The sequence below is a fragment of the Psychrobacter sp. W2-37-MNA-CIBAN-0211 genome, assembly GCF_040309405.1.
GTDB lineage: Bacteria > Pseudomonadota > Gammaproteobacteria > Pseudomonadales > Moraxellaceae > Psychrobacter > Psychrobacter glaciei.
The window spans coordinates 1-246 of the sequence record NZ_JBEOOU010000468.1 but is presented as its reverse complement, the minus strand read 5'-3'; the positions used below and the strand labels follow the sequence as shown (position 1 = coordinate 246).

Genomic DNA, 246 nt, shown 5'->3' with positions numbered 1-246 from the left:
GCAGAACTTCAACCGTAACTTCTACGATCTCGCGGCGCTCGTGCTGCCGCGCGTCGAAGACCGCCTCACGAACGACGCGCAGCGCAATCTCGCGGTCGTACGCACCGCGATGCGCGAAGCGCTCGACGAACAGAAACCGCGCACCGAACTCGATTCGCAGCGCCTCGCGCTGCAGAAGCTGTCGTTCGACGCCGACATCGTGCTCGACCTGCACTGCGACAGCGATGCGGTGATGCACCTCTACAC

General features: G+C 63.8%; 1 pseudogene. It reads left to right on the top strand.

What is annotated here, in order from left to right:
- Window positions 1–246 (top strand): annotated as a pseudogene (locus AAEY72_RS15910) (succinylglutamate desuccinylase/aspartoacylase family protein); the annotation flags it as partial.